Below are 8,001 nucleotides of genomic sequence, written 5' to 3' on the forward strand. Positions count from 1 at the left end.
AGGGGGCAGGTGGATAGACTCAGTAGTGCGCTCCCGTACCGGGCACGACCTTCCCCTTGAACGTCCGGTAGACGAACCCCTGGTAGATGGCGAGCAGGATCACCCCGGGGATCATCCACAGCGCGGCGGCAAGGAGCCCGCTGGGAGCAGCAGCGGCGTTCGCAATCGTTAGGCTGCGCTCGGAATGTGGCTCCGAGAGCAGCAGATACGGGTACAGGCCGATCGCTGTCGACGCGAGAAGCGCGCAGATAAGCCCGCAGGAGGACAGGAACGCCAAGCCATCGTCGCGGCGCTGGAGGAACCGCCGCACGAGGACGAGGAACACGGCGGCAAGCAGGGGCACGACCAGCAAGGCGGGCGCGGCCCCGAAGTTCTGCAGCAGCTGGCGCCGTGCGGCGAATGTCACGAGTGTGACCGCCAAGGCCAGCGCGACCAGAACCAGCCAAAGGCGTGCCGCGAGGTCGCGGGCGCGTGCCTGGAGGGCGCCTCCGGCCTTTACGCACAGGTAGACGGCGCCGTGCATCACCAGGATGACCAGGCTGAAGAGCCCCATCAGCAGCGCGTACGGGTTGAGCATCCACTCGAACAGGCCCTGAAAGTAGCCCTGGTCATTGATGGGGACACCGGTCACGACGTTCCCGACGGCCACGCCATAAAGCACGGTCAGCAGCAAGCTGCTGATGGAAAAGATCACGTCCCAGGCCCCCCGCCACAGCGGATCGGCGATATGGTGGCGGAACTCGATCGCGATGCCACGGCCCATGAGCAGCCAGAGCGCGATCACGAGCGGCAGGTAGAATCCGCTGAACGCGACTGCGAACGCTCTGGGGAACGCCAGGAAGAGCGACGCCCCCCATGCGATGAGCCACACTTCGTTGCCGTCCCACACGGGGGCGATCGCGTTGAGGGCGATGCGGCGCTCCTCATCCGTCCGCGCGATCCAGAGGTGGAGCGTACCGACGCCAAGGTCGAATCCGTCGAGCACGGCGTAACCGATCAGCAATCCCGCGAGGATCACGAACCAGATCGCCGTCATCTCTGGACCCGGGTCATCGACCCGTTGCGGGAGCCGGCTCCTCCGGCCCCTGGAGCACCAGGCGGAGCGCGAGGGAAAGCGACAGGAGACCTATCAGCGCATACATGCCCGCGAAACCCAGAAGCGTGAAGATGGCCTCCCCTGCGACCACCGTCGGCGAGGCGCCTGCGGCCGTCCGGAGGAGCCCGTAGACGAGCCACGGCTGGCGGCCCACCTCGGTCGTGACCCAGCCGGCCTCGTTGGCGATGTAGGGGAACGGGAGCAGCAGCATGAGCACCCAGAGGAACCACCTGGTCGTGAACAGTGCACGGCGCCACCACAGGACGATCCCCAGCGTCAGGACGGCGATGAAGATAGTGCCCAGCCCTACCATGATGTGATATGCGTAGTAGGTGAGCTGCACCGGCGGCCACAGATCCCGCGGGTAGTCGTTCAGTCCCTTTACCTCGGCGCGGAAGCTCCCGTAAGCGAGGAAGCTCAACGCCTCGGGCAGCTCCACCGGATCCAGCAGCGTCCGTTGCGTCGTGTCCGGCATCCCGATGATCGCGAGCGGCGCGCCATACCGCGTCTCGAAGAGCCCCTCCATCGTGGCCAGCTTGAGCGGCTGGTTGGCGGTGACGTTGCGGCTATCCATGTCGCCCGTGGGGAAGAGCTGGGTCAGGGCGAAGACCGCGCCGACGGCGACGCCCAGGGCGACCGAGAGCCGTCCGAATTCGGTGTGCTTTCCGGAGAGCAGGTAGTACGCGCCCACCGAAGCCATGACAATCGCCGCCGTCAGGATGGCGCCGTTCACGACGTGCAGGTACTGCCACCACAGGAACGGGTTCCCGAGGAGCGCCCAGAAGTTCGCCATCTGTACCGTCCCGTCTGGGGCGACGCGGTAGCCGACCGGGTGCTGCATCCAGGCGTTTGTGGCGGTAATGAACAGGCCCGAGAGTAGCGCCCCCGCGGCGACCAGGACGGCCGACAGCCAGTGCACCCATGGCCGGACGCGCTCTTCGGCGAAGAGCAAGACCCCGAGGAATGAGGATTCCAGGAAGAACGCAAAGATACCCTCGAGGGCGAGCGTCTGACCGATCACACCACCGGCGAACGCCGAGAACCGCGCCCAGTTCGTTCCGAACTGGAACTCCATTGGGATCCCCGTGATCACCCCAACGGCGAAGTTCAAGGCGAAGATCCTGGTCCAGAAGCGGGCCGCCGCAGCGTATTTCTCGTCACGGCGCAGGAGATGGAGCGTCTTGAGGACGACAATGAGCGGCGCAAGTCCCATGGTAAGGATGGGGAACAGGTAGTGGAACATCAGGGTGAACGCGAACTGGATCCGGTCGGCGATCACAGCGTCGGTCATCGTGGCCCTTCCTTCACTCTATCGCCTCGTGAAGCAGCGGACCCGACGAGCCTGCAAAATATCGGCCGGGATGGAGCCGGCGTCTGCATTGCGCAAATGTGCCTATAGAACCGAATTTCCACTACGGGTTCCTGAACGCCTTCCATTGGAGAACTCCCAACTGCTGCTTCGGGGGAAGTATGCTCGGTGGCCACGGTCCGCGGGGTGGGTGCTCTTGCGCGCGAGGCTTGACGTATGCCGAAACTATGCATCATAATGCATATATGCTGACGACCTTGAACATCGAGCCATCCCTCATCCGCCGGGCGGCCCGGTTGACCGGGGTCTCCAAGAAGACGGCGCTGGTGCGCATGGGCCTGGAGGCATCGATCGCCGGGAGAGTGTACGGCGACTGGCAAGACTCGGGGGGACAGAGACGGGCGTGAGGGCGATCCGGCGACGTCGGCCGGGCCGCGTCGCATGATCCTCGTCGACACGTCCGTCTGGATCGATCACCTTCGCGCGGGGAACGGCAAACTGCGATCCCTCCTGGAGAACGCGGAGGTGCTGGCCCATCCGTTTGTCGTCGGTGAGCTGGCGTGCGGGACGCTGCGCAATAGGGAAGAGGTCCTGACGCTGCTCCAGGCCTTGCCCGAGGCGGAGGTCGCGGAGCACGAGGAAGTGATGCGTGTGGTTGAGCGCGAGCGGCTGTACGGCCAAGGGCTAGGCTGGATCGATGCGCATTTGCTGGCATCTGCGCGCCTGTCCAGTGCCGCCCTCTGGACCCTCGTGCGCACGGCTGACGGAGAGAAGAACAAGCGAGCTGGTCACAGGGTGTGGTGAAGGACAAATGGCGTGCTCGCGGCGGATCCTCGCGCTAGCGACGGGCATAGGCGGCGGGAGTTGGCCGCCGCTTGCAGCCGTCACGGTAGGTCTGCACCGGACCGGCCACGTCGTGAAATGCTACGGCGACGCGACGATCGCGCGAGATTTCGCCTCGGCTGGTATTGCCGTGGAGGTTGTGCCAGCGGGGGAGAGCTTACATACCTTCATTGCTCGGTGGCAAGCCGGGGGTGCTTCAGGACCTTCACCGCTCGCGGCGTGGGCGGAGGCATCCCTGCCGGCCGTCCGTTCGCTCGTGAACGATTTTCGGCCCCGGATCGTCCTGAGCGACCTCTTTACCATGGAGTTGGCCCGGCTCACCAAAGCCGCGTGTGGTCTCCGATGGTGTTTCGTCAATCCGAGCTATTACTTTGGCCTGGACAGCATGCGCGCGTTCGAGGCAGACTTTGTCGGACGAGCGCGGTACTTCTACGCGGAATGGATGCAGGCTGTCGTCGACGCCGATCTGGTCCTCCATGGGACGGACCCGCTCTTTGATCCGCCTCCACCTTCCTTGCCGCCGCATCACCATTACGTCGGCTCCTTGATGTGGGAACGGTCCAGAGAGGCGCCAGCGTTCCTCGACGTCCCTGGGGCTCCGTGGGCCTTGGTCACTTTGAGTTCGGTGCCCCAGGAGGGGGAAATGACGCTGGCGCGTACAACACTTCAGACCTTGGCGGAGTTTCCGATCCGCGTCGTTCTAACCCTGGCCGCAGGGCATCCACTCGACGAGCTTGGCCAAGTACCTGCCAATGCACGGATTGAGATGTTCGTGCCTCATTCTGAGGTGCTGAAGCGGGCGCGCCTTCTCATCAGCCACGCCGGACATGGGATTGTCATGAAAGGTCTCTACTACGGCGTGCCCATGGTGCTGATTCCATGGGATCGCGACCAGCCCGGCGTAGCGGCCCGTGCCGCCGCTTTGGGGATCGCCGAAGTGATTCCGAGACAGGACCTCACTGAGGCTCGACTCTCCGCGGCCATCCGCAAAGTGTTGGGAACTACACGCTATCAGGAAGAGGCCGCGCGGATCGCCGGTCGTATGCAGGGACAAGATACCGTCGCTTCAGCGTGCGTGCGGATCGAGGAATTCATGGACAAGAACTCTAAAGAGGGAGGTGGTTGAGAGTAAGTAGATGTTTCAGCTCCTCCAAGGGTACACCTAGGAGTCTAGATGGCAATTATCCCCTTAACGGCAGTACGTCCTTAATGCTGTCCTCTAAACGGTTTTGTGTGATCGGCTTTCAAATAGACGGTCCCCCGCCGTTCGTGCAGATCGAGATCGAAAAACTCGTCTCCTCGGGGCAAGACCGACGAGGTTACCAAGCTGACCGGGGTTCGCATCCCGCCAACTCCACGCTGACCGTCGCCTGGACCACGCACTCGCGGATCAAGGCCTTCGGCCTCGAGTTCTCCAACGACGGAAGAACGGACACGCCGCACCGTTTTCCTGGTCGGCGTGATCTCTGTGATCGCGCCGTTCTGCTGATTGGCAAGCGCGAGGGTAGGGCACCCGAGTCTCGGGGCCGCCCGATTATGGCTTGATGAACTGTTCTCGGCCATCTTCGTTTTTCAATCTCAAATGAACTGACCGTGCCGTTGACCACTAGTTGCAGCCCTCTTCGAGACACGAGCGACCAGTTCATCCAACGTCCGACCACAAACGTGTCCTTCAGCAGGGGGCCCGCCCGTCTAGCGCCCCCATCGCTGAGGGCATACAGCGAGAGAGCCAACAACTCGATGATTTACATAGCTCCGCCATGATTACGGCGTGCCGAACGTAACCGCTCAAAGGGCCAGGAGGAAATAGGATGAGACGTTGGGTGGCTCTGACTGTGGCAGTGATCGCGTGCACACTGACCGGTACCACGACACCCATTCATGCGGCAGGTTCATTGTCCTTCACGACCATCGATGTTCCCGGTGCGACCGCGACGCATGCCGAGGGTATCAACAGTACCGGAGAGATCGTGGGTTGGTTCCAGGATAAGCGTAGCCAAAGCCACGGCTACATACGCACCGCTACCGGCTCCTTCACCACCATCGATGTGCCTGGGGCTACCGACACGCAGGTCAAGGGTATCAACAGTGTCGGGCAGATCGTCGGACGCTTCAGCGACGCTCAGGGCAAGGTACACGCTTTCTTACGCGACGCAACTGGCGCCTTCACCAGCTTCGATGTCCCGGGTGCGACCGCGACGGGCGCTAGGGGCATAAACAGTGCCGGACTGATCGTGGGAGACTTCAAGGATGCAGACGGCAAGAGCCATGGCTTTTTACGCACCGCTACCGGCGACTTCTTCACGTTCGAGGCGTCGGCCAATACGTCGCAAGGGTCCTCGCCGGATCCCGATTACACGGCCACTCAAGTCGATCCGCCCGGCGCGACCGCGGCTGAGGCCAGCGGTCTTAACAACGCCGGGTGGGTCGTGGGGAAATTCCAGGACGCGCGAGGCACGTGGCACGGATTCGTACGCGATGCTGACGGCGTCTCCACCGTCATTGATGCGCCGGGCGCGACCCGCACTGAGGCCCACAGCATCAATGACGACGGGGTGATCGTCGGCGACTTTCGGGACGTCGGCGGGAAAACGCACGGTTTTGTGAGGAACCCTTGACGGCTGGAGTCCAGATTCGGATGGGAGGCAGACCCAGGCGGGGTGAGGGAGGGCAGGGGATCGAGAACGCTTCGCCGCAGGCGTCTTCCAGAGGGCCGGGCAGGGCATACATCACTGCGGAAGGCCATCGCGAGCCCATTCCACGTCGGGAGGATGACCGACTGCATGGCTGATGCCGTACGGATCCTGTTCTTTCCATCGCTCGGGGCCGGCGTCGTCTGCTGCCTCCTGTGGCGCCGTCTGCCCGACCGTGACCGGCATCTTGGCCTGCTCCTCGTCGGCGCAGGATTGTTCGTGATCCCCCAGTTCATCGTCGTCGCAGTGGGCACCGTCGCCACCGAACTCTTGCTCCACCGGCAGGTCGTGCTGGGGATCTGGTTGTCCCTCCTCGGCGCGTTTGCCGCATGGAAAGCGGTCAGGATCCTCGAAGGCCGTCCTCTTCCCGACAATTATCGCAGTCAGCGGCAACTACATAATAGCCCCATCATCTTGGGCATCATCGCGCTGTCCTTTGGTGGGTTCGGGCTGAACATGCTCTGGCTCAGTGCTGAGGATCTCCTCCTCCCGCATGCGGTGTACCAAGGCCAGATCACGCGGAAATGGATCCAGCACGGCACGCGCTCCGCGCCCCAGTACTACTTCGTCGTCAACGGCCGTAGCGTGGAAGTTGGCCGGGACTTGTATACACGCGTGCGGCCGGGCGAAGTCGTCAGGGTCGAGATCGCCGCGGGGTCGCACACCGTCATCGGCGCGTACCGCGTGATCTCGCCATCGTATTGATGACCGGGGCGTCTTGCGGCGGGATGGATGCGTGGACCACGCTGCTCTCGGAGGACGACGTTGAGCGTGACCGCTGATCCGAATGCCCGTGATGAGTGGCGCTCAAGGAAACCCACTGGAGTCGCCGGCGTCCTGGGTACAATGCTCGCGATCGTCTTGGTGACCACTGCGGCACAGAGTGCGACGGCCGTCACCGGGGACCAGGGCGCTTGGAAAGAAGTCGGCGACGCCTACAGGAAGCTCGAGACGCTCTCCGGTTACCGCATACGGGTGGCGACCGGTCAGCCCCCCGAAAAGGTCTTCGAAGTGGTCCCGCCCGCGTCGGTGAGGATGATCATCCCCGCAGGGAACGGCTCCATGGAGACGATTACGGTACACGGACAATCGCGCTTCCGGATCAATGCACCCGGCGGCCCCGGGTCGTGGCAATGTCAGGGGTCGCCGTCTATCGAGTTCCCGGGGAATCCAACCAAAACGATTCAGGGTCCGGTAGACGTGTCGCGGCGGGCTGACACCGTAATCACGGGTACAGCGGTCCGCACGTACACCTATCGCTACGCGGCGACAACGCAGGGCCAGACGGTCAAGGGGGAGACGACTCTCTATGTCGGGACAAAGACGGGCCTCCCGCGCCGCGCGGTCACGGCGGGCGGAGGGGAAGACGTCACCATCGACTACTACGACTACGGCGCGAAGATCGACATTCGATTGCCTCCCTGTCCGGGAGGCTAATCGATCGAACCAGGTGTCACCGCCTACACGAAGCGGTCGGGCCCACTTCTGTGGTCGGCTTCCGAAGAAGCATGCCCACACCGAGGGCAAGCACGGCGGGCAATGTGATCAGCAGGACGATCCCTACGACCTGTAACGATGCCATGACCGCGCTGTTCCCCACGGTGATGGTCCGCACCAAACCGAACAGAGCCGGCCGAAAGTATCGAACAACGAGCAGCGCAATCCCCACGGCGTAGGTCGCGGCGAATGCCCGGAGGAGATTCCACCAGGTCCCTCCAGTGCGGACCTCGCCGACCACGAGCGGCCGCCTCGCCAGGTAGAACGGAAGCATGAAGGTCCAGCTAACCGGCACGATGATCGCCAAGGCGATGGGATTACGAACTCCACGCGCCGCCGTGTCCAGATAGACCCAGCGCCCGAGTAACACCAGTCCGGCCGGAAGCATGAGGGGACTCTGCAGGGCCGCGAGTCCGACGACCACCATGTCACTCTCCGAGCGAGTCCTCTACAAAACAAATGCCCCAAATGCCTTTTCACGAAGAGCAGGCCGGTCGTTTTTACGGGGCAACCCCTAACAGGGCTGGGCGCATGGGTATCCCTACCTCAAGGGAATAATAGCC

General features: G+C 63.2%; 8 protein-coding genes and 1 pseudogene. 6 read left to right on the forward strand and 3 right to left on the reverse strand.

The window, feature by feature from the left end; all coding sequences use genetic code 11:
* Positions 1–19: 19 nt before the first annotated feature.
* Positions 20–1,036 (reverse strand): cytochrome d ubiquinol oxidase subunit II, encoded by a 1,017-nt coding sequence (cydB, locus tag VFP86_12925; protein ID HET9000543.1) that lies wholly within the window; start codon positions 1,034–1,036, stop codon positions 20–22.
* A 13-nt stretch (positions 1,037–1,049) separates the two neighbouring features.
* Entirely contained in the window at positions 1,050–2,387 is a 1,338-nt protein-coding gene (locus VFP86_12930; GenBank protein HET9000544.1) for a cytochrome ubiquinol oxidase subunit I, read from the reverse strand.
* A 263-nt stretch (positions 2,388–2,650) separates the two neighbouring features.
* Between VFP86_12930 and VFP86_12935 the strand changes: the two are divergent.
* From VFP86_12935 to VFP86_12960, 6 genes and pseudogenes are all read left to right on the forward strand, one after another.
* A pseudogene (locus VFP86_12935) lies at positions 2,651–2,850 on the forward strand (type II toxin-antitoxin system VapB family antitoxin).
* Complete coding sequence (locus VFP86_12940) at positions 2,847–3,209, forward strand: type II toxin-antitoxin system VapC family toxin (protein HET9000545.1); 363 nt, start codon at positions 2,847–2,849, stop codon at positions 3,207–3,209. Before VFP86_12935 ends, VFP86_12940 begins: the two are co-directional and overlap by 4 nt.
* A 586-nt stretch (positions 3,210–3,795) precedes the next feature.
* Positions 3,796–4,374 (forward strand): nucleotide disphospho-sugar-binding domain-containing protein, encoded by a 579-nt coding sequence (locus VFP86_12945; GenBank protein ID HET9000546.1) that lies wholly within the window; start codon positions 3,796–3,798, stop codon positions 4,372–4,374.
* A gap of 685 nt (positions 4,375–5,059) precedes the next feature.
* Complete coding sequence (locus VFP86_12950; GenBank protein ID HET9000547.1) at positions 5,060–5,866, forward strand: hypothetical protein; 807 nt, start codon at positions 5,060–5,062, stop codon at positions 5,864–5,866.
* Positions 5,867–6,031: 165 nt separating this feature from the next.
* Positions 6,032–6,646 (forward strand): hypothetical protein, encoded by a 615-nt coding sequence (locus tag VFP86_12955; protein HET9000548.1) that lies wholly within the window; start codon positions 6,032–6,034, stop codon positions 6,644–6,646.
* Positions 6,647–6,706: 60 nt separating this feature from the next.
* Positions 6,707–7,378 carry a hypothetical protein gene (locus VFP86_12960; protein ID HET9000549.1) on the forward strand — a complete coding sequence of 224 codons (672 nt, stop codon included), beginning with the start codon at positions 6,707–6,709 and terminating at the stop codon, positions 7,376–7,378.
* A gap of 16 nt (positions 7,379–7,394) precedes the next feature.
* On the opposite strand, the gene VFP86_12965 is transcribed toward VFP86_12960, so the two are convergent.
* Positions 7,395–7,865, reverse strand: coding sequence for a hypothetical protein (locus VFP86_12965; GenBank protein ID HET9000550.1), 471 nt, complete (start codon positions 7,863–7,865; stop codon positions 7,395–7,397).
* Positions 7,866–8,001 lie beyond the last annotated feature (136 nt).

The sequence above is a fragment of the bacterium genome, assembly GCA_035703895.1.
Lineage (GTDB): Bacteria > Sysuimicrobiota > Sysuimicrobiia > Sysuimicrobiales > Segetimicrobiaceae > Segetimicrobium.